This window comes from Paenibacillus polygoni (assembly GCF_030263935.1).
GTDB lineage: Bacteria > Bacillota > Bacilli > Paenibacillales > Paenibacillaceae > Paenibacillus > Paenibacillus polygoni.
Genome location: NZ_CP127162.1, coordinates 2,358,002 through 2,380,859 on the forward strand (window position 1 = coordinate 2,358,002; position 22,858 = coordinate 2,380,859).

Consider the following 22,858-nt stretch of genomic DNA (forward strand, 5'->3'; position numbering starts at 1 on the left):
ACAGTGCAGGATAGGGAGGGGAAAATGATGAGAGCGACCACGATTAGGTTAACAATGGCGCAGGCGCTCCTGCGCTACTTGGATCAGCAATATATTCGTATAGATGGTCAAGAAACGAAGTTTGTGCGTGGTGTGATGGGGATATTCGGCCATGGAAATGTTACAGGCATCGGTGAAGCGTTAGAGCGGGAGAACACGGAGCTCATGTTTATCCAAGGTAAAAATGAACAAGGCATGGTTCATGCTGCAACAGCTTTCGCAAAGCAAAGAAACCGTCGTGAAATCTATGCCTGCACCACATCAATTGGACCCGGAGCACTCAATATGGTCACAGCAGCAGCAACGGCAACCGTCAACCGAATTCCTGTTCTACTGTTACCAGGAGATAATTTTGCTTCAAGACACCCTGATCCAGTATTACAGCAGCTAGAGGTCGTGAGTGATTACAATATTTCCGCAACCGATGCCTTTAAGTCGGTAAGTAAGTATTGGGATCGGATTGTTAGACCAGAACAACTGATGACAGCTCTGGAGCAAGCGATGCGTATTCTAACAGATCCAGCGGAGACAGGGGCAGTCACGTTAGCTTTACCGCAAGATGTGCAAGCAGAGGCGTATGATTATCCAAAGTCTTTTTTTGAACGGAGAGTTCATGTGGTCGATCGGAGGCCACCGGCAAAGGAAGCCCTAATCCGAGCCGTGGAACTCATCAAAGGAAAGCAGAAACCGCTTATTATTGCTGGCGGCGGTGTGTTATATGCATCAGCTGAGAAGGATTTAATCGGATTTGCTGAAGCGTTCGGTATCCCTGTCGCTGAAACACAAGCAGGTAAAAGCGCTCTGCCCTGGAATCATCCGTTATATGTAGGTGCAATTGGGGTAACGGGTTCCCTTGCAGCTAATAAGCTTGCAAAGGAAGCGGATTTAATCATTGGTATCGGGACTCGCTATTCTGATTTTACGACAGCTTCGAAATCTGCCTTCGCAAATCAAGATGTCCAAATATTAAATATTAACATCAATGGGTTTGATGCCGTAAAGCTGAATGGACATAACCTTGTGTGTGATGCGAAAGAAGGATTACAAGTGCTAACTTCTGCATTGAAAGAAGCCCATTATCAAGCTACTGATCAAAAAGCACGGATACAATCACTCAAAGAGGATTGGGATCGTGAAGTAGACCGTCTATATGCAGCAGAACATTCAGAGGGGCTTGCTCAGACGAACGCACTCGGCGTGATCAATGCATGGATTGATCCTACGTCGATAATTATATGCGCTGCTGGCAGCTTGCCGGGTGATCTGCACCGTCTATGGAGAGCTGTTCATCCAAAAACGTACCATATGGAATATGGATTTTCCTGCATGGGATATGAAGTAAGCGGAGCATTTGGAGCAGCGCTTGCGGAACCAGACAAAGAAGTCTACGCCTTTGTAGGAGACGGCAGTTATCTTCTTCTGCATTCTGAGCTCCTAACAAGTCTTCAAGAGGGTCAAAAAATAACCATACTTTTATTTAACAATCATGGCTATCAGTGCATTCATAATCTGCAGCGTGAACAGGGTAGTGACGGTTTTGGAAACGAATTCAGATATCGGAATCCGATAGATGGTAAGTTAAGCGGTGACTTTATTGCACTTGATTTTGTGAAGCACGCACAAAGCTTAGGTGCTGCAGCCTATCGTGCGACGACAGCAGAAGAACTTAAGTCCGCTCTTGAGCTTGCACGCAAAGAATTAATCTCGACTTTAATCGAAATCTCAGTTGTACCAGGAACGAACACTGCTGGATACGAATCCTGGTGGAACGTAGGTGTACCTGAAGTATCCACAAGCAATAAAGTGGTCAAAGCACATGAGCGAATGAAACAAACCATAGATGGGCTTAAATCGCGATAAGTGCGGATCTATAGAGGATTTCGAGGGGGCGTCAATTGATGGATATGAAATCATTACCCTTTAGACTAGGGATTCATCCGATAAATTGGGTTGGCGAAGACGTTAAGGAATTTGGCGATGAGACGACTTTTGAGCAGATCATAGATGACATTCAGGCATTAGGACTAACGGGTACAGAAATGGGACGCAAGTTTCCGACTGATCAAGTTGTTCTTAAGCGCGAACTAAATGCCCGAGGCATTCAGCTTGTATCCCAGTGGAAATCGGTATTGTTATCGGATCCAAGCTATCGAGCATCAGAGCTAGAACAATATCGTAGACATGCTGAGTTTTTGAAAGAAATGGGAAGCGAAGTAATTAGTACTTGTGAAGTGGGAGGTTCGCTTCATTTTGATCCTCGTCGTACACCGAATGAAAAAGAAGTTATTCGTCTAGATGCAGAGGGTTGGGCCCACTTAGCGGAAGGATTGAACCAAGCAGGTGAGATCGCGAAACAAATAGGATTGAAGCTTACGTATCATCACCATGGCGGGACGGTTGTGGAGTCACCAGAAGAAATTGATCGATTGATGGAGATGACGGATCCTTCGCTTGTACATTTACTATTCGATACGGGACACTCCTACTATGGAGGAGGAGATCCCCTGCACCTTTTACGTAAACATCGGGAGCGAATTGCCTATATTCATCTCAAAGATATTCGGCTTGAAGTTTTGGAAAAAGCTCGCAGCGAACAATCAGACTTTGTAACTTGTATTCGTAAAGGCGTCTTTACAGTCCCGGGAGATGGATGCATCGATTTTGCTCCTATTTTCGGCGAGCTGCTCGGAACGAGCTATACCGGTTGGGCTTTACTAGAAGGTGAACAAGATCCTTATCAACATCCAGCTAGATTGTACGCCGAGCGGTCGCTTCAGTATATAAGTTCTTTAATACATCAACAAACTCATGGTGCATCAAACTTGAGTTTGAATTAAAGGGGGCACGATACCATGTCTTATGTATCCTTTCATACTGATCGACCGACTGATTTCGTTGCCATTGGGCGGCTTTGCATCGATTTGAATGCCAATGAAATTAATCGTCCCATGGAAGAGACCATGACATTCACGAAGTATGTTGGAGGCTCACCGGCTAATATTTCGATTGGGATGTCTCGGCTGGGTCAGAAAACTGCATTTATCGGAAAAGTAGCCAATGACCAGATGGGTCGATTCATTGTTGACTACCTGAAGCGTAACAACATCGAGACTTCTAATGTGGTAACTGATCAGACAGGGGCTGTGACAGGACTTGCTTTTACAGAGATCAAGAGCCCTGCGGACTGCAGCATATTAATGTACCGGGATCAAGTTGCAGACTTGCTGCTGGAGCCTAGTGAAGTACAGGAAGAACTTATTGCACGTTCGAAAATGTTATTGATTTCCGGTACAGCACTAGCCAAAAGTCCTTCTCGAGAAGCCGTATTTCTAGCACTGCAGTATGCCAAAAAGCATGGTACAGTAGTTGCTTTTGATATTGATTATCGTCCATATACTTGGACTTCCGAATCAGAGACGGCAGTGTATTACAATCTAGCTGCGGAGAAATGCGATATTATCATCGGCACTCGAGAAGAGTTCGATACTATGGAACGCTTTGAATCAAATGCAGAACATGCTGATCAAGTGACTGCAAAGAAGTGGTTTGATTACTCAGCAAAAATAGTCGTTATTAAGCATGGAAAAGAGGGCTCAATTGCGTACACACAAGATGGGCTAAGTCATCAAGCGCAGAGCTTTCCTGCGAAAGTGATCAAAACATTCGGTGCGGGAGATTCCTATGCAGCAGGATTCCTATACGGAGTCATGCAAGGATGGACATTGGAGAAAAGCATGGAATACGGCAGCGCAGCTGCAAGTATTGTCATATCCAGTCATAGCTGCTCTGATGCAATGCCAACGAACCCACAAATTCAAAAGTATATGGAGCAGTGCCGTCAAGGTGAGATTGCCACTTCCTAATATTAAATACGAATCAAATTTTCATAATACGATTTTTATAAGGGAATAAGGAGGATAACGGCATGCAAACCTTACAAAATTGGATCAATGGGAAATGGATTGAGTCAAAATCTACAAAGACCGAGCCTGTATATAATCCAGCGAATAACGAAGTGCTGGCACAAGTTCCGATTTCTACTCGGGAAGATTTAGATCAGGCTGTTAGAATAGCAAAAGAAGCGTTCAAGTCTTGGAGTAAGACCCCTGTGCCGAAGAGAGCACGAATTCTATTTAAATATCAGCAACTACTTGTGAACAACTGGGAAGAGCTTGCTGAAATTGTAACTCGTGAGAACGGAAAAAGCCTGAGCGAAGCATACGGAGAAGTGCAGCGCGGTATTGAATGTGTGGAGTTCGCAGCAGGCGCACCATCGCTCATGATGGGCAAACATTTGCCAGATATCGCTTCGAATCTAGAATCGGGCATGTATCGGTATCCGATCGGCGTTGTTGGGGGGATCACTCCGTTCAACTTTCCGATGATGGTGCCTTGTTGGATGTTCCCGCTTGCTATTGCCTGCGGTAATACCTTTGTTCTGAAACCTTCTGAACGCACGCCGATCCTGGCAGGACGTCTTGCTGAATTATTTAAGGAAGCGGGGCTCCCAGATGGCGTATTCAATATCGTTCATGGTGCCCACGATGTCGTGAATGGGATTCTCGAACACAAAGATATTAAAGCGGTTTCTTTCGTCGGATCGCAGCCTGTTGCCGAATATGTATACACAAAGGCATCTGCTCATGGTAAAAGAGTGCAGGCACTAGCTGGCGCTAAGAATCACTCAATCGTATTGCCAGATGCGAAACTTGATGTAACCGTAAAGGAAATTATCAATGCTGCATTTGGTTCAGCCGGGGAACGCTGTATGGCATGTTCAGTTGTTGTGGCTGTTGGTGATATAGCTGACGTACTCGTTGCTCGTCTTAAAGAAGCGTCCGATAAAATCAAAATCGGAAACGGTATAAATGAGGGGGTCTTCTTGGGCCCTGTTATACGAGATCCGCATAAAGCACGTACGAAATCTTATATTGAAATTAGTGAGCAAGAAGGGGCGGAAATCGTCCGCGACGGGCGCACTGATGCAGCTGCTGAGGGTGAAGGATTCTTCATCGGACCGACGATATTTGATCACGTACAAGTTGGGATGAAAATATGGCAGGATGAAATCTTTGCACCTGTACTTGCAGTCATGCGTGCGGAGACACTCGATGAAGCAATCGCTATTGCAAATGCTTCTGAATTTGCAAATGGAGCTTGCTTATTCACGCAAGATGGCAGCAACGTCCGTTACTTCCGTGAAAATATAGATGCTGGGATGCTTGGGATTAACTTAGGTGTTCCTGCTCCTATGGCGTTCTTCCCATTCTCAGGATGGAAAAAATCATTTTATGGCGATCTACATGCCAACGGAAATGATGGCGTTGAGTTCTATACACGTAAAAAGATGGTTACAGCCCGCTGGTAACTGTGTCGAGAATTGAAGGAACATAGTGGTATTCTCTTGCTTGTATCAATCATGAAAATGCTGACGTTATTTCACAGAAGAAGTTTGCTGATTCTTAGCACTCCATCCGACTATATATGACTCTAAACCGTACTGGATTTCAGTCAAAAGTCACTGACGCGGTGAAGAGCAAAATCAAATTATTCGGTAGCTCCTGTAAAGCGAGAGGTGAAAAGGAATGGATAGCGTAAAAATTGGGATTATCGGCGGAGGACGCATTGGGAAAATCCATGCAGATCATGTACGAAGATTGCCGAATGTCGAAATTGTAGGCATAGCTGATTTATTCGGTGGGGAGCCGCTTGCTGCTTGGTGCTATGAACGAGGCATCCCGTATTATCCAAGTGATGGAGATAACTTCATCTCAAATCCAGACATCGATGCCATCTTCATCTGCTCACCAACGGATACTCATGTCTCCTTAATCCGTAAAGCAGTGAAGGCGGGCAAACATATTTTTTGTGAGAAGCCTGTAAGTCAGTTGTTACTAGAAACGGAAAAAGCAATGGAAGAGGTTAGTCAGGCGAATATCAAGTTTCAGGTCGGATTTAATCGACGCTTTGACCATAACTTTTTGCGATTGCGAGAACATGTCCAGCAAGGAACGATTGGGGAACCACATATTATTAAAATAACTTCTCGTGATCCCAATCCACCGCATCTTGATTACATCCGCTCATCGGGCGGGATTTATATGGATATGATGATTCATGATTTTGATATGGCACGTTATGTGAGCGGTAGCGAAGTGGAAAGTATATATGCACAGGGCAATGTACTAATAAATCCGGCGTTTCGAGAATGTGGAGATGTAGATACAGCGATCGTGACGCTTCGTTTTGAGAATGGCGCCCTTGGTGTGATTGATAACAGCCGCCAAGCGGTGTACGGTTACGATCAAAGAGTCGAGGTATTCGGATCAAAAGGCAGTGTTGCGGTAACGAATGATCACCCGAATACAGCCATTATAAGTACAGCGGAAGGAGTGATGTCAGATAAGCCATTACATTTCTTCCTTGAACGATACGAGAAAGCTTACGAGCTTGAGGTTCGCATGTTTATTGATAGTATCATTCAAGACACGCCCGTAACGGTGAATGGTTATGATGGACTTCAAGCAGAAAGAATTGCATATGCGGCAAAATGTTCAGCCCGTCTTGGTCGTCCCGTGCGAATGGATGAAATCTATCAAATTACAGAAGCCTAATATAGTAGCTTTGGTCAAAGAGAGGAGAACATCCATGTCTGAGCTTATTATCAAGCCAAGTGCAGAACCACAAGAGGATGGGGTCATTATATCGGTAACACCTGCTTCTGCAGGTTGGGAGTATGTGGGTTTTCAAGTGGTGACCTTACAAGCTGGTCAGAAATTTCACCGTGATACACTGGGTCAGGAGGTATGTCTAGTACTCATCAGCGGGAAAGCAGATGTGAAAACGAAGCAATCGGAATGGGTCGGCATTGGTGAGCGCATGTCTGTGTTTGAACACATTCCTCCCTATTCAGTCTATGTGCCTAATCAAGATCAATATGAAGTGACTGCCATTACCGAGCTAGAGCTTGCCATTTGTTCAGCTCCCGGCAAAGGTAATTATCCTGCAAGATTGATTCCACCTCGCGCGGTAGGTGTAGAAACGCGGGGGTATGGTTCACTCGAAAGGCAAGTTCATAATATTTTACCGGAGTCGGAAGAAGCAGATAGTTTACTGGTGGTAGAAGTGTTTACACCTGCCGGACATTGGTCTAGTTATCCCCCTCACAAACATGATCGAGATGCTCTACCAGATGAATCATTTCTTGAGGAAACCTACTATTTTCGTGTAGAACCAGAGCAAGGTTTTGCTATACAACGGGTGTATACAGATGACCGTTCATTAGATGAAACTTTAGTCGTCGCTAACGGACAAACCACGCTTGTTCCCAAAGGGTACCATCCTGTATCTGCACCACCAGGGTATGAGGTATACTACCTGAATGTAATGGCAGGACCTACACGAACTTGGAAATTCCATAATGATCCAAACCATGCTTGGATTATTAACTCCAAATAAAATAATACAGAAACAAAATTTCGAACCTGCCCAAAGCTTTGAAGCCGAAGGTAGGTTCATTTCTTGTCGTCATTTACATATGCAATCATACTCGATGTAAACCTTCATGAACTGGGAAAAATCAAGGTGAGGATAGAAAACTGGAAATACCAAACTGCCTAACAGGCATTGTTATTTGCCCCAAGATCATAATTACCGTCATCTCAAATGTACATCTTAATCTAGTGCTGTACGAACCTATACTTATACTGGAACATGTCCTTTCATGTGTAAGCATGTTAAAATAGAAAGGATAACGAGTACATAAGGCATGGAGAAAAGGCAGGGAGCAATCTATGAAACCTAAACTTAATGATGTTGCAAAATTAGCTGGAGTTTCACCGACGACGGTTTCTCGGGTGCTTAATAATCGGGGTTATATTAGTCAGGAGACGAAGGACCGAGTTCAGGAAGCGATGCAGCAACTGAATTATTTTCCTAATGACGTTGCCAGGTCGCTATTTAGCAAACGAACGAATTTGATAGGTTTAATTATACCGACAACAAGTAACCCTTTCTTTGGGGAGCTGACTTTTCATATTGAAAATATCTGTGCGTCACTCGGCTATAAACTGCTGATTTGTAACAGCTTAAATCAGCTGGATAAAGAAGAAGCTTATGTAGATATGCTGATGCGTAATCAAGTGGACGGTATTATCGTAGGAACACATAACCGAGGTATTGTAAATTATGATCAGAAAAATATAGCGGTTGTTGCGATTGATCGCTTCTTATCGAATACCATTCCTGTTGTTGGATCAGATAACTATATGGGCGGAAAAATGGCTTCAGAGCTGCTAATTGATAAGGGATGCCAGCATATCTTGCACATTAATGGACCTGTGGAATTGGAAACACCGGCAAGCTTACGAAGAAAAGCTTATGAAGATGTGATGGCGCAGCATGGCCGGGAAGCAATTACCTATGAAGTTCATGATCCTTTCAATCAACAAAACCATTATCAACCCATTCAGCGTTTGCTTGATGAGCACCCTGAGGTGGATGGGTTATTTGCAAGTAATGATTTGGTTGCTGCATCTTTTATTTCACAAGCCAAAAAACGGGGCAAACGTGTTCCTGAAGACATTCGAGTCATTGGATATGACGGTACAGATACGACACGAAACTTACTCCCTGAACTAACAACGATTCAGCAGCCTATTCAGGAGATTGGAAGAGCTGCAGTCGAGCTGCTTATCAAAGAAATTGATGGACAATTCAGTGACGTCCCACGAGAAACGTACCTGCCTGTGAAACTTATCGAAGCTAGTACGGTTTAGAACGAAGGAGAAGCATAACAGGAGTAAGTTGTTAAAAGAACTTATATCATTAGTGAAATAAAGATAAAAGGAGAACACTCCTTTTTCTTTTTAAATAATATGTCAATCGGTTGACATATGAAAGCGGTTGACATATAATCGATTTGTAAGCGTTAACGTGTTTACATCACATTATTGGTCAACTTAGAGGAGCGTTCGATATGAGACATTCAAAGAGCATGTACTGGAAACTAAGCGCCTATTTCTTCTTTTTCTTCTTTACATGGTCAGCCAGTTATTCATTGTTTTCGATTTGGCTCGGGCAAGAAATCAATCTGAATGGTGCTGAAACAGGTATTATCTTTACTGTAAACGCTGTCTTTGCATTATGTATGCAACCGCTTTATGGATTTATCTCTGATAAAATTGGACTTAAGAAACATATTTTATTTTTAATTAGCGGTTTGCTCTTAATTGTGGGTCCATTCTATATTTTTGTATACGGACCATTGCTTCAGTACAATGTATTTCTTGGCGCCATTGTAGGTGGATTATACTTAGGTGTTGCTTTCTTGGCGGGGATCGGTGCTATCGAATCTTATGTGGAGAAAGTCAGCCGTAAATATGACTTTGAATACGGCAAATCTCGTATGTGGGGCTCGCTAGGTTGGGCAGCAGCAACCTTCTTTGCTGGACAGTTCTTTAATATCAACCCAAACATTAACTTCTGGATTGCATCGGTATCAGCTGTCATTCTATTCTTCATCATGATGTCAATTAAAGTGGAGATAACAGAATCCGACATAGAACAGGCTGAATCTATTAACTTTAGGCAAGTTGGTAAATTGTTTACAGATAAGCATTTTTGGTTCTTTATTGTATATGTCCTTGGTGTAACGTGTATTTACAATGTGTATGATCAGCAGTTTCCGATTTTCTTTTCATCGGCATTCGCTAGCGTTGCATTAGGCAATCAGGTGTACGGTTACTTAAATTCCTTCCAAGTGTTCTTGGAAGCAGGAATGATGTTCTTAGCTCCGTTTGTTGTTAATAAAATTGGTGCTAAAAAGGGCCTGATATTGGCAGGGTTTTTAATGTCATTCCGTATTATGGGCTCCGGGTTAGTTGTTGGACCTTATGGCATCTCAGCTATGAAATTGATTCACGCACTCGAACTGCCTATCATGCTGATCTCTGTATTTAAGTATTTGGCTGCTAATTTTGACACGCGTTTGTCATCCATCTTATATCTGGTAGGGTATCAGTTTACGAGTCAGGTAGGAGCTTCGATCCTTTCACCCATTGCCGGTGTGCTTTATGACATTAGAGGGTTTGCGAACACCTACTTGTTTATGGGTATAGTCGTACTTGCCTTTACAACAATCTCAATCTTCACCTTAAAGAGAGATCCCAAAAAGCCTGATCATCTGGAACCACAAACTCAAACTAATTCAAATATGGAAATAGCGTAGGAGGATGACTTTATGAACACATATCAGAACAATACGAAGCAAGCGGATAATGCTTTGAAAAAGGCAGAAGCGAAAATGAACAAACGTTACCGTTTAGGGTATCATATTACGGCACCAGCAAACTGGATTAATGATCCAAACGGACTGATTCAATATAAAGGTGAATATCACGCTTTTTATCAGCATCATCCTTATGATGAGAACTGGGGACCCATGCACTGGGGTCACGTTAAAAGTAAGGACCTTGTACACTGGGAGCATTGCCCGATTGCATTAGCGCCGGGAGATGCATGTGACCTTGATGGCTGCTTCTCCGGAAGCGCTGTAGATAATAACGGCGAACTGACACTCATCTACACAGGACATCACTATATTGATGAACCCAATAATATCTTCTTCCAGAACCAAAATGTGGCCGTTAGCACGGATGGTATTCATTTTACAAAAATAGAACAGAATCCTGTAATCGCTGAGCCTCCGGCTGACAGCTCCCAGCATTTCCGCGATCCAAAGGTATGGAAACATGAGGATACCTGGTACATGATCCTAGGGAATAGCACAAAAGAAGAACAGCCGCGTGTTATTCTTTATACTTCGCCTGATCTTAGAAAGTGGACGTATCACGGTGTGCTTCTGCAAGGAGACAAGGATATGGGCTTTATGTGGGAGTGCCCAGACTTCTTTGAACTAGACGGCAAACATGTATTTATGTTCTCCCCGCAAGGTATTGATGCTGAGGGAGATAAGTACAATAACTTATTCCAGACGGGGTACTATGTCGGCGAGTATGATTATGACACGAATGAATATAAACATGGCGAGTTTATAGAGCTTGATAACGGTCATGACTTTTATGCAGTACAAACCTTCCTTGATGATCAAGGTCGCCGTATTGCGATCGGTTGGATGGATATGTGGGAATCCGAGATGCCGACTAAAGCAGATGGTTGGTGCGGTGCGCTGACGATTCCACGTGTACTTACACTCGGTGAGAATAACAAGGTTCTCATGAACCCTGTTGATGAAATGAAGCTGCTTCGTCAAAGTGAACATGTTGTACTCCAAGATCAAGTTATTTCTGTGAGCTCATTGACGGAAGTTGAAGCCGATCTGCTAGAAGTGAAGGTTGTGTTCGACTTGACGAAAACAAGTGCGGATCTCGTAGGCTTGAAGCTTCGTGGTACTGATCATGAGGAAACAGTGATCACTTATTCAATCCCGGATCAGAAGCTTATGCTTGATTGTTCCAAATCAGGTAAGAAAACAGATGGCGTTCGCCGTACAGCTTTAAGTGCTGAGGGTCAGCTGACATTGCATGTATATGTGGATCGCTCATCGATTGAATTGTTTGCGAATGAAGGACAAGCTACGATGACAAGCCGCATCTATCCGAGTGAGAAGCTATTAGGCATTGAACTCGTAACTGAAGGCGGAGAGGCTAAGGTAAATGGATTAACCTATTGGAATTTGAAAGATATCTGGCAAGCTGAATAACGATGAAACAAAAGACTGCTTTTCTGAGCCATTACAGTGACTCGAAAGCAGTCTTTTTTGTTTAGCGATGTAGTTATCAGCATATTCTTTTATAGAGCTAAACCATAAATAAAAACCTAAAATGGAGAATCTTAAAACTTTTATCGAGTGAACACGTTTAAAGCTATATTAGGATAAATAATGCTAGAGGAATTTAAAATGGACAGGAAGTAGTGATCAAATGAAATCTTATGCCATTATTACAGACATCCATGGAAATGCCTCTGCTTTAGCAGCGGTTCTTGAAGATATAAAACAACGAAAAGCGGATCATATTTTTTGCCTAGGAGATATGGTAGGAATAGGACCGGACAGTAATGAAGTGATGTCAATGTTATTAGAAACTCAAAACGTCTCGTATGTTCTAGGGAATCATGAACTAGCTGTGGCGGCAGCCTTTAGAGGCGAAGATCCACCTCTCGGGCATCATAATGAAAGAGCACATCATCAATGGTTGGCTGATCGAATAGATAAGCACTATATTGAATTTATAACCGATCTTCCTAAGAAGATAATATATGAGGTTTTAGGGTATACGTTTTATTTTGCTCATTATCATTTAGATATGACAGACCATTACCTTACAATTGAGAAAAATCCATCAATAGAACAACTGGATTCTTTTTATTCAAGTTCTGATTATGACCTCGTTTGTTTTGGACATCATCATGTTATTCACCATTTAACGTCAGATCGGAGAGTATATTTTAATCCTGGCTCTTTAGGTTGTAATCATAAACCTATTGCAAGATATGGTTTTGTAGAAGTAAGTGAATCAGGCATAAATGTGGAGAGCATTCAAATTCCATATGATAATACTGATTTTTTGAATTCATACGAAAGACGTAAAGTTCCAGACAGAGAATTTATACTGAAGATATTTCATGGAGTTTAAATATAGTGAATCCCATTTTTTGAACAAAGAACTAATGATGAATTAGAAGTAAATGAGCGCGAAAGTGTAGATATAAATTGAGGAGAAAAAGACCTCACGAAACACCTAACGAGTAATCTCCATCCATCTTGTGTTTAAGTTAAGGATTATCCGGATTACAAGGAGGCGGGGTTCTGTATAACCTAAAACGACTACTGCTCGTTGTCATGGTATTCATTGTGACTTCATTTAACACAGGAGAGGCATTCGCCGAAAGCTATCCTCGTGCAATCGCTCTAAATAACTCTGTGTACCTAGTTTCTGATGTAAAGATAGATATAAACAATATTGGCAAGGAGATTGGGAAGATTGAGCGCCAAAGAGCTCCCATGCCAAAGAAAAACGGTGAATCAAATGATTTACCCGTGGGAAGTCTGATTTTTGAAATTAAGGATATCAATACTCAAGATGCGGTAGCAGTTAAGATGGATAATAAGTTTTACTTCGCATCTCAAAAAAGTTCAATACAGAGTGCCAGCGGAAAGACGTTACTACCAGTTTCAATTATTAGTCTTACGGTTCTTATAGTCATCATGTTTAGGATCAGAAGCAGAAAGCATTAATTCGATGTTGTAAAAATAATACGGCTCATAAGAGAGGGTTATCCTATGAAACGAAAAATACTCATTAGTATAACGACCGTTCTATATTTATCCATTCTCATTGCATGTCAATCTAATCAAAATGCCGAGCCAAATGATATAGGTAACCAAATAGAGAGAAACTTGGTGTCCATCATGGATAACAACAGTGCACTTGTATCAAGTAACCCTGCCGCCTATATTCAGGACAATCAAAATTTATATGACGAGATATTAGCATCCGGAGATAAGGGTTTGGAATTTTTACTTAACGAGCTCAAGAATAGTAAGGAAGATGGATTAAAGGAATGGATCATGGCAAAAGCATGTCAAGACATATTAAAGGATGAAAACCAGGTCGGAGGCTGGAGTACAGGGAAAGAATGGCTTACCAAATACGAAAGTCTATGACCAAGCAAGGATATCGATAACGTAAGCGTATTCATTCCCTATATAGGCTGAAGGAAAAGCAGAATGAAAGAGGCAGTATGGAGCTTATAGTTCTATACTGCCTCTTAATGTTGCGCTCAACAAAAATTTAAGAAAGTGGAATGGCAGGAATGAACCATAAAGTTATCGTCCTCCTATCGTTCGTCCCCATTCGAAGAAACAATCATCTATTACAATGGAAGCTCGCTTGAAAGGCTATCGCCTTTTAGTAGAAAACTGTATAATATTGGAATAACAAAGCCGAGCTATCATCGAGATGAGAATTCATAGGAACATAAACATCGGATAACAACAGTTTGAGCATAGGTTAAGTTTTCTGAAAATACAAACTAAAGATAGAAATCACGAAAACTATTATACCAATACTTGGAGGTCATTTTATGAAGGAATTAGCTAAAGAAATTTATGAAGTATCGCATGTAACGGGAGAATTTCTATTAAGATCAGGGAAAGTTTCAAATGAATATTTTGATAAGTATTTATTCGAAGCAAAACCTGAGTTGTTATCCAAAATTGCTTCAGAGCTGGAAAAATTGATACCCCAAGGCACTGAAGTGCTTGCAGGCCTAGAACTGGGCGGTGTACCGGTAGCGACGGCACTTTCCTTGAAATCAGGTATCCCCGCAGCATTTGTAAGAAAAAAGGCTAAAGCATATGGTACTTGTAAATTAGCTGAAGGTATGGATGTGAAGGGAAAGCGAATTTGTATTGTTGAAGATGTGGTAACAACAGGCGGTCAAGTAATATTAAGTGCTAAGGACTTAAGAGAAGCCGGAACCATTGTAACAGATGTTGTGATTGTAATAGAAAGAGACATAGAAGGCAGAAAGAGACTAGAAGCAGAAGGACTTACATTACATTCATTATTTAAGATGGAAGAATTAGTGGAGGCAGCTCAAGACGCAAGTGACTTGAATTTGATAAAGGGGAAGGCATGAAGTACGTCTACAGAAGTCTAGAAGAGAAAGACTTGAGCGCAATCTCTACATTTCCACAATCAGAAGAAGAATTGAAGTATATAAGTCCTGCATTTATTTACCCTTTAACACCCAATCAAATAGTAGATTTATTGAAGGATCGGTTAGAACCTACTGTAATCATAGAGCAAGCAACGGAAGAGGTGATTGCTTACGCGAATATATATGGATATGACTTAGCAAAAAGTATCTGTTGGCTCGGTAATGTAATTGTCTCCCCTAAGTATAGGGGCCACGGTGCATCCGCATATCTACTTAATGTCATGTTTGAAAAAGCTAAACATCATTTAGCAGTGAAAACAATGCGATTAGCTTGTCATAATACAAATTCAAGAGGGTTAGCATTTTATTCGAAGCATGGATTCAAACCTTATGATTTAAAGATCGTCAATATAGACGATAAGAGAATAATCTCGATCCATATGAGCAGGGAACTTACTAAATAATGAATCCTAGTAAAGGGTGATTCCGATAGAAGCAATACAGATAAAACCGATACATAAACACACGGATAAAGAACAAAAGAATCTTGGGGAATTTGGATATGTTACAGATTCTAAATATAGAGTAAGCAAAACGGAAACGAAAGAAAGAACGGTAATCGAAATTGAATTAGCTGAACTTGAAAGCAGGATTTATAAATCCTATACAAATAGTGAAGAAGATTATGAGCGTTATAGCAAGATCGCTTCAACAGGATTTTCCTTAGGGGCATACATAGGAAGTGATTTGGTCGGGGTAGTGATCGCTGAAGAGATGCAATGGAATAATACATTATTGATTTGGCACTACCAAGTCGCAGAAGACTGGAGAAGGAAGTCTATAGGAAAGCAGCTAATGAATGAATTAAAGTGTCTTGCTGAGTCAAACGGAATTAGAGCAATCAATTTGGAAACGCAGAATACGAATATGAATGCTATATGCTTTTATAGAAAATGCGGATTTGAAATAGAGGGGGTTGATTTGTCTTATTATACAAACAGTGATGCTTTTGATGGAGAAGTCGCGATATTCATGAAGAGAAAGTTAGGATGAACCTTAGGAAAATATCACCTTAAAATAGTAGCATTTTAGAGTATGGATTACTCAATTTACTTACCAATCCTGAATTTTATCGATGGGCTATCGTGTTTGAAAATGAAGTGATTGGATCAGTCCATTTTCCTGAGTTATCTAATAAACATTCGAAGTGTGAGATTGGCTATTATATCGGATCAAAGTGGTGGGGGAAAGGATTTACTAGTGAAGCTACGAAAGAAATTGCAAGGTACGCTTTCGAAGATATAAACGCTCATAAGCTAAAAGCATGGCACCATTCAGATAATATCGCTTCAGGTCTTGTTCTGCAAAAACTCGGAATGATTATAGAAGGGGAATGTAAACAGGAGATGATCCTTAAAGACGGCACGTATAGTGATATTAAAGAATATGGACTGTTAAAAGATACTTGGGATCATCTTCATCGATAACAATCACTAGGTTTTATTAGATAATCTTTAGAGTTGTGGGCGGGTTGTAATCCCAATTTCTCCTCTAACAACTTATCTTCGCTTACGAGTTTGCTTCATATTCTGGGGGGACTACTGATGATAAGAACAGCCACTAAGGAAGATATTGATCAACTCATTCGGTTGAGATGGGATTTTACCATGGAATACGATGTTGACGGCAAACTTAAAAATGAAAATTATGATGATTTCTACATTGAATGCAGAGGTTTTTTATTAGAACTATTTCAAAGTCGTAAGTGGTATGTTTGGATCGCGGAGGAAGACGGAATTATTTTATCAAATATATACATAGAGCTTATACACAAAGTCCCAAGACCAGGAAGAATCACGTATCCTTTTGCATACATGACCAATGTCTATACTAAACCTGATTATCGAGGAAAAGGCATTGGTAGTAATTTAATATCGCATATCAATGATTGGGCTAAAAAAAGTAAATATGAATTTATTATCGTATGGCCAAGTGATGAAGGAGTGGATTTTTATAAAAGGAATGGATATGAGCATTGTAAGGAGCCAATGGAATTGAATCTAGACTGATTCTTTCAACAAAGAAAGGAGTAGAGGATTATGCGCTTTTGGATGACCTCCTTACTTTTATTAATTAATATCGGATGTTCAAGCACTACTCCGACTGAGGAATTGACTCAAATAGAGCCTGATCAGGCTTTCCAAACTCAGACCGAATAGTAATGGTGAGCTTTATGTTTCGATGTTAAACCCTGAGAGATTATTTGAGGGCGCTGAGGAAATGCGAATTGAAGTTACGGCTTTCGGTCAAAAAGAAGTGCTAAAATCATTCCCTTTTCAATTATATGATATGAATTAGTTAAATAAGGGGGAGTCGCAGGGTGATCTATGATTTACAAGGGCAAGCTGGTATGTCACCTGTTGTGGGTATGTTATATTCCGCTGTAAGAAAGAACAGCCACCGACTTATGAGTATTACAGATGGGATGTCACAAGAAGAAGTAGATTACAAAGGACCCGATCATAAATCGAACAGTACTGCTCAGTTAATCAAACATATCACCTATGTGGATCTGAACTGGGTTTATAGAATAAAAGAACTACCACTCCCTCAGTCATTATCAGAACAATATGGTCCCATGATTGACGAGAATAATAGGCTGCCCAAGGTAAAAGGGATGTCGTTAAGCACGCTAATGTATAACTATGAACAAGTATTAAATAGGTTGGAGACAGTATGTATGCAATTAACCGATGCGGATCTAGACAAAGTTGTTAATTTTGGACATGACAATGAAAAACAAGCAACAATACGCTGGGGGATATGGCATATGGCTGACCATAGCCGCTATCATCAGGCTCATATTAACCAGCTTAGAAAGTGGTCAACGTTAAATAAGGAGGGGATTAGATGAAGGACTTTCAAGCTGTATTTATCGACCGTGATGGAACTATAGGTGGCACTGGACATTTTGTACATCCAAGTAACTTTAAACAATATGAAGGTGCTCAGGAAGCGATTAACCGTTTAAAGCAAGCAGGGTACAAGGTGTTTGCTTTTACGAATCAGCATAGAATCTCACGCAGTGAAGCAACCATAGAAGATTTTAGAGTTGAATTTGAAAAATATGGGTTTGATGATTCTTTTATCTGTCCTCATAGTGAACAAGATCTTTGTAACTGTAGAAAGCCTAAACCTGGGATGTTGCAGGAGGCGGCATTAAAGCATCAATTAGACTTATCTAAGTGTGTAGTAATTGGTGATGTAGGGGATACCGATATGCTAGCAGCTCATGCAGTAGGTGCAACTAAAATTATGGTGAAAACGGGTTGGGGGGCATCATCTCTGTCGGATTACAGACATAAATGGCAAGAAACCGAACCTGATTATATAGCGGAGCATATTAATGATGCAGTGGACTGGATATTAAATACTTAAATACACATGTCTAATATTAAACTCTTGAAGGAGTCATATCTTTGAAGAAATATACCGAAATCGGAATCGGGAATACTTGGTTTGTTAGAACAGAGATTGAACACGACGATGGGTCGGAAAGTGAAATGAAAGGGTTTATAAAACCATTCAAAATGAAATCAGCATATATTCGGGTATGGATAGGTACGAATGTGTTGATCATTGATTCCAAAGAAGGCATGAAGTTCATTAAGAAGGATAGAAGGAAATTCAAACTAATGATTGGATTCTTTGGGTTATAAGGATGCTTCAATTGATCTCGGCGGAGGTGATGAAGTGAAAAGAAAGTATGCAGACCGATTAGACTGGCATCGAGTGCTTGATCGAAATTTTGTGTGCAAGTATTTTCGCGATAATGAGTTTAAAGGTTATGCTACCTTAATTACAATTCATCAAGTGAAGGAACCACTAACTACCGTAATCAACGGGGAAGAAGTTCTTATTGTTGATGATGGCTACTATTGGATGCAACATTTTCCCTTGATGTCGAATTACTGTGTTACAACGATGTTTAATAACAAAAAGAGATAATTCAATGGTATTTCGATATTTCTAAGCAAAATGGGATCAGCGATCAAGGGATTCCTTTTTGGGATGATCTTTATTTAGATGTGATTGTTCTGCCGAATGGGAAATATCTTATTAAGGATATAGATGAATTGGAGGATGCTTTAAATACAAATGTAATTGAACAAGCTGATTATCTTCTAGCAAAGAATACAATGAAAGACTTAATGAAGAATTTACATTCGATGAGTCTTTCTTTTATGAAGAGTAGTCAAGAACACCTTCATCTATTATTAAAAGCTCACGAAAAACATTCCAGTTGAGTAAACGATTATGGTAGCTGAAGCAGCCGATTTTTTTAAGTGAGCCTGATAAATAAAGAATAACACGGATTCCAATATGAGTTATGTTATTATGGAATTTATATCCATATCTTCTTACGTTGGAGGAGATTATTTGTTTAAACGAGAAAATAAGGTGTCTATAGGTTGGTGGTGGATAGGTGTATTGTTTATGGTCCTGATCCTAGGCTGCAATCACTTCTACGGATACTCATTGTTGGACAGTCTTTTAAACTACATCGGGATAGGGAGCTGGACTACTCACAACGATCAAGTAAGATGGCATATTACATCATTTTTCACAATTCCTCTCATCCTGATCAGTATGATTCAATCAACACGGCATCTTAAGGAAAAATTCCCGCGCATTTTCATGACTTTGTTTATCTCTACTATGGTATGGAGTGCGGTATACCCTGATCTAACTGAATGGATCGTTAGTTCTAGTCAAGTATTGATTAGATAGCAAATGATTAGGCAGCAAATACAAAGCGCCCTATGCAAGGATATTAGTTAACTAAGGCAGGGGCGCTAGTAAAATACTAGGAGCCGAAATGAATGAGAAAGATTTTTATCGTAGGTATTGTAGCCAGCGGCAAAACAACTCTAGCAAAGCAATTAGGGGCAGAGATGAAAATATGTTGGTATGAATTGGATTCTATTGTGTATTATCAGACAGGGGACCAAAGAGTTAAACGTACACCAGACGAGCAGGTTGAAGTAATTATGGATATTGACCGAAAGGGATCCTGGATAATGGAAGGTACTGATAGAGAATCATATCGCTGTTTATATGAAATGGCGGATACTATTATTTTTCTTGATCCTCCGTTATGGAAGCGTAGAATAAGGATATTTACTAGGTTTCTAAAACAAAAACTACATATTGAACAGTGTCAATACAAAGCAGATTTAGCCATGTTAAAAATGATGTATAAATGGACAAGCGATTTTGAGAAGGATAGAGAAGCTTTTGAAGCAAACTTGAGCTTATATAATCACAAACTTATCAGATTAACTGATAATAAACGTTATAAACAGCTTATAACAATGGATTTTCGCTAGAAAATTATCCTAAGTAGGAGTTGGCTTATGAATATTGTCCTTATAGGTATGTCAGGGGCTGGTAAAAGCACCCTGGGTGTGCTGCTCGCAAAAGCATTAGGAATGAATTATGTAGATACCGATATTGTCATACAAAATCAGGAAGACAGGTTATTACCAGATATCCTTGCTGAAGAGGGTGTCTCTATGTTTATGGAGATCGAAGAGAGGGTCGTGTCTGGGTTAGAACTGGAAAACTGCATCATATCTACAGGTGGAAGTGTCATATATTCCGACAAAGCAATGAATTTCCTTAAACAAGGCGGGCAGATTATTTATTTGCAACTCCCCTATGAAGAACTTGAAAGAAGACTAGGTGATATAACAACTAGAGGAATTGTGATAAAGGAAGGGCAAAGTCTGAAGGATGTTTTTGATGACAGGGTTCCTTTATACATCAGGTATAGTGATACCATTCTAGATTGCTCAAATAAAAGTATAGAAGATTGTGTAAGTGAATTAATTGAGATCATTCAATGAATGATGCGGTAATTAATGGAGCAACTTTATGGAACAACTTTAAATCCATTCACGAGGGAGTAGGCGAATGAATCATTTTTTAACGTTAAAGGATTTAACTCAAGAAGATATCTCAAAACTATTTACCATGGCAGACCAAATAAAAAACGGGGACTTCTCAAAAATTTTAGAAGGAAAGACGTTCGCTTTATTTTTTCCAAATACGAGCATAAGGACTAGGATAACGTTTGAAAAAGGAATCAAAGAGCTTGGCGGGGTGGTATTATCCCCTCATGGTAGACAGTGAAAAAAGAGAACATGTTACAATGAACTCAAACACTGGAAAACCGGAGGGGATTTTTGTTATGTCAGCGAAGAAAGGTCAAACTTTTAATCGATATAGTGAAGAAACGAAGAAAGAGGCTGTCCGTTTGCGAGTAGAAGAAGGGTGGACGTACAGTCGAATCATGGAGAAGTTTGGAATCAAAAGTGAGAGCCAGATTATCACATGGGTTCGTAAATGCCAAAATGGTGAGGGGTTTGAGGATTACCGGGGACGTTGGGCGAAGAAGCATTTTAGTAGTGCGGAAGAAGAAAATGCATATCTGAAAGCGCAGGTAGAATATCTAAAAAAGCTAAATCCAAACTTGCACGGGGAGGGAAGCTGGATTTCGAAGCCCGGTGCCAGTCCATTCGAGAAATAAGCAAAGTGGCTCCCGTAGTTTGGCTATGTAGAATCGCTGAAATATCACGTGCAGGCTACTATAAATGGAAGAAGAATTTAGTTCATCGAGAGAAACGAGCAAATCGTGATGCAGATCTAAAGGCACACATCTTGAGCATTCATCGAATTCGTCCGTATTTCGGTTACAAGCGAATGCGTACTGCTTTAGGAAAAGAAGGCTTCGTTGTGAATCACAAGAAGGTCCGTCGCTTAATGAGAGAACTTCAGATTCGTTCTGTTATTCGCAAGAAACGTCCGTTTTGTGGCCGCAAACCATCGGCCTTGTTCCCTAATGTCTTAAATCGGGAATTCTCTGCGACTGCTCCTGTGCAGAAGCTTGTGACAGATATTACATATGTCCGGATTGGGCATGAATTTGCTTATCTCTCGGCTGTAATGGATTTATATAACAACGAAATAGTAGCCTGGGAACTCTCCGAGCGCAATGACCTAAAACTCGTTATGGACACTGTGCAGCAACTAAAAGATGGACCCTCTTTGCTCCATTCGGACCAAGGGTTTCAGTATACCTCGAAAAGCTATGCTAAGTTGCTTGAAGAGAAGCAGTTGACAGGGAGTCATTCCCGACGTGGAAACTGCTATGACAATGCTTGTATCGAGTCGTTCTTTTCCCACTTAAAGACGGAAAAGCTGTATTTGGAAAAGCCTAATAATCTGGAACAAGCAAGAAGCCAAATTACGGAGTATATTTCATTTTACAATAAGGAACGTTTCCAAAACAAACTCGGCGACCTCTCCCCAATCGAATTCCGGGAAAAAGTCGCCGCGTAAATGGAAAATCCTCTTTTTTTAATGTCTACTTGACGGGGCTATGACCAGGGAATGTATTCTTTTCCCTCCGGAGTCCCTAAATAAGAAGGAGAAACTCTCGGATGTAGCTGGTTATCTGAATCAATGGATCGATGGAGTGATCATCCGTCATCCTAGTTTTGAGGTAATGAAAGAATTAGCGGAACATGCAGAAATCCCTATTGTTAATGCAATGTCATCACAGAATCATCCGTGTGAAATCGTTGCTGACCTATACACAATCCGAACTATGAAGCCTCATTTTCAAAAACTCACCTACACCTTTGTCGGTCCGCCGGGAAATATTCTAAATTCATGGATAGAAATAGCCAGCGTATTTGATCTTACGTTTCAACACATTTGCAGCCCAGGAAATAGGGTCTGTATGGACGGACAGAATTATCAGTTTTGGACGGAGCTAGAAGATAAACTTGCGGGTAGTGATGTGGTGCTCACAGATTCGCTTCCTTCCGAATACCAAACTGAAGATTATATTAAAAAATATCAAATAAACCTAGAGAGAATGCGGCTAACGAATCCAGGGGCGATTCTCAATCCTTGTCCCCCTTTCGATCGAAATCAAGAAGTAAGTGAAAATGTAATGCAGTCAGATTACTTTGTCGGGCATTCTTTTAAAAAGAATTTACTATATGTTCAGCAAGCCATTATCATTCGATCGCTGGGTTTATCAGTTTAAAACGAAGTAGAGAGT

General features: G+C 40.6%; 26 protein-coding genes. All 26 read left to right on the forward strand.

Annotation, left to right across the window (positions count from 1 at the left end; translation table 11 throughout):
- Positions 1-24 precede the first annotated feature (24 nt).
- The 26 genes from iolD to QPK24_RS11555 all read left to right on the forward strand — a co-directional run bounded on the left by iolD (position 25) and on the right by QPK24_RS11555 (position 22,843).
- On the forward strand, positions 25-1,899 hold the full coding sequence (iolD, locus tag QPK24_RS11435) for a 3D-(3,5/4)-trihydroxycyclohexane-1,2-dione acylhydrolase (decyclizing) (protein WP_285748801.1): 1,875 nt from the start codon (positions 25-27) through the stop codon (positions 1,897-1,899).
- Between the two features lie 44 nt (positions 1,900-1,943).
- The gene (gene iolE, locus QPK24_RS11440; protein WP_285749273.1) at positions 1,944-2,876 is read left to right on the forward strand and encodes a myo-inosose-2 dehydratase; all 933 of its coding nucleotides are present in this window, start codon (positions 1,944-1,946) and stop codon (positions 2,874-2,876) included.
- Positions 2,877-2,891: 15 nt separating this feature from the next.
- On the forward strand, positions 2,892-3,902 hold the full coding sequence (gene iolC, locus QPK24_RS11445) for a 5-dehydro-2-deoxygluconokinase (protein ID WP_285748803.1): 1,011 nt from the start codon (positions 2,892-2,894) through the stop codon (positions 3,900-3,902).
- Positions 3,903-3,964: 62 nt separating this feature from the next.
- Positions 3,965-5,407, forward strand: a complete 1,443-nt coding sequence (locus QPK24_RS11450) for a CoA-acylating methylmalonate-semialdehyde dehydrogenase (RefSeq protein WP_285748805.1) — start codon at positions 3,965-3,967, stop codon at positions 5,405-5,407.
- Between the two features lie 217 nt (positions 5,408-5,624).
- A complete protein-coding gene (iolG, locus tag QPK24_RS11455) occupies positions 5,625-6,653 on the forward strand; it encodes an inositol 2-dehydrogenase (protein ID WP_285748807.1) in 1,029 nt (342 codons plus the stop codon).
- A gap of 34 nt (positions 6,654-6,687) precedes the next feature.
- Positions 6,688-7,497 (forward strand): 5-deoxy-glucuronate isomerase, encoded by an 810-nt coding sequence (iolB, locus tag QPK24_RS11460; RefSeq protein WP_285748809.1) that lies wholly within the window; start codon positions 6,688-6,690, stop codon positions 7,495-7,497.
- Positions 7,498-7,832: 335 nt separating this feature from the next.
- On the forward strand, positions 7,833-8,816 hold the full coding sequence (locus QPK24_RS11465) for a LacI family DNA-binding transcriptional regulator (protein ID WP_285748811.1): 984 nt from the start codon (positions 7,833-7,835) through the stop codon (positions 8,814-8,816).
- A gap of 200 nt (positions 8,817-9,016) precedes the next feature.
- Positions 9,017-10,267, forward strand: coding sequence for an MFS transporter (locus QPK24_RS11470; RefSeq protein WP_285748812.1), 1,251 nt, complete (start codon positions 9,017-9,019; stop codon positions 10,265-10,267).
- Between the two features lie 12 nt (positions 10,268-10,279).
- Positions 10,280-11,761 carry a glycoside hydrolase family 32 protein gene (locus QPK24_RS11475; RefSeq protein WP_285748814.1) on the forward strand — a complete coding sequence of 494 codons (1,482 nt, stop codon included), beginning with the start codon at positions 10,280-10,282 and terminating at the stop codon, positions 11,759-11,761.
- Positions 11,762-11,981: 220 nt separating this feature from the next.
- Entirely contained in the window at positions 11,982-12,695 is a 714-nt protein-coding gene (locus QPK24_RS11480; RefSeq protein WP_285748816.1) for a metallophosphoesterase family protein, read from the forward strand.
- 647 nt (positions 12,696-13,342) lie between these two features.
- Positions 13,343-13,726, forward strand: a complete 384-nt coding sequence (locus tag QPK24_RS11485; RefSeq protein WP_285748818.1) for a hypothetical protein — start codon at positions 13,343-13,345, stop codon at positions 13,724-13,726.
- A 419-nt stretch (positions 13,727-14,145) separates the two neighbouring features.
- Positions 14,146-14,703, forward strand: a complete 558-nt coding sequence (pyrE, locus tag QPK24_RS11490) for an orotate phosphoribosyltransferase (RefSeq protein ID WP_285748820.1) — start codon at positions 14,146-14,148, stop codon at positions 14,701-14,703.
- The gene (locus QPK24_RS11495) at positions 14,700-15,188 is read left to right on the forward strand and encodes a GNAT family N-acetyltransferase (protein ID WP_285748822.1); all 489 of its coding nucleotides are present in this window, start codon (positions 14,700-14,702) and stop codon (positions 15,186-15,188) included. Before pyrE ends, QPK24_RS11495 begins: the two co-directional genes overlap by 4 nt.
- A gap of 16 nt (positions 15,189-15,204) precedes the next feature.
- The gene (locus tag QPK24_RS11500) at positions 15,205-15,777 is read left to right on the forward strand and encodes a GNAT family N-acetyltransferase (protein ID WP_285748824.1); all 573 of its coding nucleotides are present in this window, start codon (positions 15,205-15,207) and stop codon (positions 15,775-15,777) included.
- 32 nt (positions 15,778-15,809) lie between these two features.
- On the forward strand, positions 15,810-16,211 hold the full coding sequence (locus QPK24_RS11505; RefSeq protein ID WP_407083015.1) for a GNAT family N-acetyltransferase: 402 nt from the start codon (positions 15,810-15,812) through the stop codon (positions 16,209-16,211).
- Positions 16,212-16,328: 117 nt separating this feature from the next.
- On the forward strand, positions 16,329-16,793 hold the full coding sequence (locus tag QPK24_RS11510) for a GNAT family N-acetyltransferase (protein ID WP_285748828.1): 465 nt from the start codon (positions 16,329-16,331) through the stop codon (positions 16,791-16,793).
- A 311-nt stretch (positions 16,794-17,104) separates the two neighbouring features.
- A complete protein-coding gene (locus QPK24_RS11515) occupies positions 17,105-17,638 on the forward strand; it encodes a DinB family protein (protein WP_285748830.1) in 534 nt (177 codons plus the stop codon).
- Positions 17,635-18,162 carry an HAD-IIIA family hydrolase gene (locus QPK24_RS11520; RefSeq protein ID WP_285748833.1) on the forward strand — a complete coding sequence of 176 codons (528 nt, stop codon included), beginning with the start codon at positions 17,635-17,637 and terminating at the stop codon, positions 18,160-18,162. The genes QPK24_RS11515 and QPK24_RS11520 overlap by 4 nt, the downstream gene beginning before the upstream one ends.
- A gap of 41 nt (positions 18,163-18,203) precedes the next feature.
- Positions 18,204-18,443 (forward strand): DUF3977 family protein, encoded by a 240-nt coding sequence (locus QPK24_RS11525; RefSeq protein ID WP_285748834.1) that lies wholly within the window; start codon positions 18,204-18,206, stop codon positions 18,441-18,443.
- Between the two features lie 34 nt (positions 18,444-18,477).
- Positions 18,478-18,732: a hypothetical protein gene (locus QPK24_RS11530; protein WP_285748837.1), complete on the forward strand. Its 255-nt coding sequence runs from the start codon at positions 18,478-18,480 to the stop codon at positions 18,730-18,732.
- A gap of 50 nt (positions 18,733-18,782) precedes the next feature.
- On the forward strand, positions 18,783-19,031 hold the full coding sequence (locus QPK24_RS23585) for a DUF402 domain-containing protein (RefSeq protein WP_407083016.1): 249 nt from the start codon (positions 18,783-18,785) through the stop codon (positions 19,029-19,031).
- A 576-nt stretch (positions 19,032-19,607) separates the two neighbouring features.
- Positions 19,608-20,114 (forward strand): P-loop NTPase family protein, encoded by a 507-nt coding sequence (locus tag QPK24_RS11535; protein ID WP_285748839.1) that lies wholly within the window; start codon positions 19,608-19,610, stop codon positions 20,112-20,114.
- Between the two features lie 27 nt (positions 20,115-20,141).
- On the forward strand, positions 20,142-20,633 hold the full coding sequence (locus QPK24_RS11540; protein WP_285748841.1) for a shikimate kinase: 492 nt from the start codon (positions 20,142-20,144) through the stop codon (positions 20,631-20,633).
- 67 nt (positions 20,634-20,700) lie between these two features.
- Positions 20,701-20,919, forward strand: a complete 219-nt coding sequence (locus QPK24_RS11545) for a hypothetical protein (RefSeq protein ID WP_285748843.1) — start codon at positions 20,701-20,703, stop codon at positions 20,917-20,919.
- A 58-nt stretch (positions 20,920-20,977) separates the two neighbouring features.
- Positions 20,978-22,128, forward strand: a protein-coding gene (locus QPK24_RS11550) for an IS3 family transposase (RefSeq protein ID WP_407082915.1) whose coding sequence is annotated in 2 segments (ribosomal slippage) — positions 20,978-21,239 and positions 21,239-22,128 — 1,152 coding nt in all. Because the reading frame shifts where the segments join, the coding sequence is not laid out codon by codon here.
- A gap of 40 nt (positions 22,129-22,168) precedes the next feature.
- Positions 22,169-22,843 carry an ornithine carbamoyltransferase gene (locus QPK24_RS11555; protein ID WP_407082976.1) on the forward strand — a complete coding sequence of 225 codons (675 nt, stop codon included), beginning with the start codon at positions 22,169-22,171 and terminating at the stop codon, positions 22,841-22,843.
- Positions 22,844-22,858: the final 15 nt, after the last annotated feature.